Source organism: Mesorhizobium sp. M7A.F.Ca.CA.004.12.1.1 (assembly GCF_003997835.1).
Taxonomy (GTDB): domain Bacteria; phylum Pseudomonadota; class Alphaproteobacteria; order Rhizobiales; family Rhizobiaceae; genus Mesorhizobium.
Genome location: NZ_RZRK01001503.1, coordinates 1 through 457 on the forward strand (window position 1 = coordinate 1; position 457 = coordinate 457).

General features: G+C 57.8%; 1 protein-coding gene. It reads right to left on the bottom strand.

Translation table 11 applies throughout. The annotated features are described in order from the left end of the window. Positions 1 to 112 precede the first annotated feature (112 nt). Positions 113 to 457, bottom strand: a 345-nt coding sequence (locus tag EN984_RS38470; RefSeq protein WP_206517603.1) for a hypothetical protein, incomplete at its 5' end; no start/stop codon positions are given.

The window sequence follows — 457 nt, forward strand, 5'->3', positions numbered from 1 at the left end:
AAAGAATTTTTAGAAATTCAGGCTGTCGCACGCTGATCCAGAAAATCACATTGGAAACCCTCTGTTAACCGGTTGGTCGCTGGTTCGAATCCGGCCCGGGGAGCCAAATTTTTCAAGCCCTTGAGACGGTCAGGTCGCCCATAGGGGCTGATCTATGGCATGTCTGCAAAATCGTGGTCAGCAGGTTGATTCTCAACTTGACCTGGCGCCGCTGTCCAGCGCTCTCGATGACGCCGCGGCATCGGGAAGGTTCGCGCGAGCAGGCATAAGGCCTTGCTGCGATCTCGGCGATCTTATCTCTTGTCGCCGTTCGGTTGGGTGCCGGTGCCTCTCGCACATCTCGGGGTGGCGGGTCGACATGCTCAAGCTCGGGCGGGGCTTCTTTGTCCCGGCGTTGCACAGGTACCTTCTCCGGTGCGGGCGTCGATGGTGGCTCTTTGATCTTGCTCGGCATAAC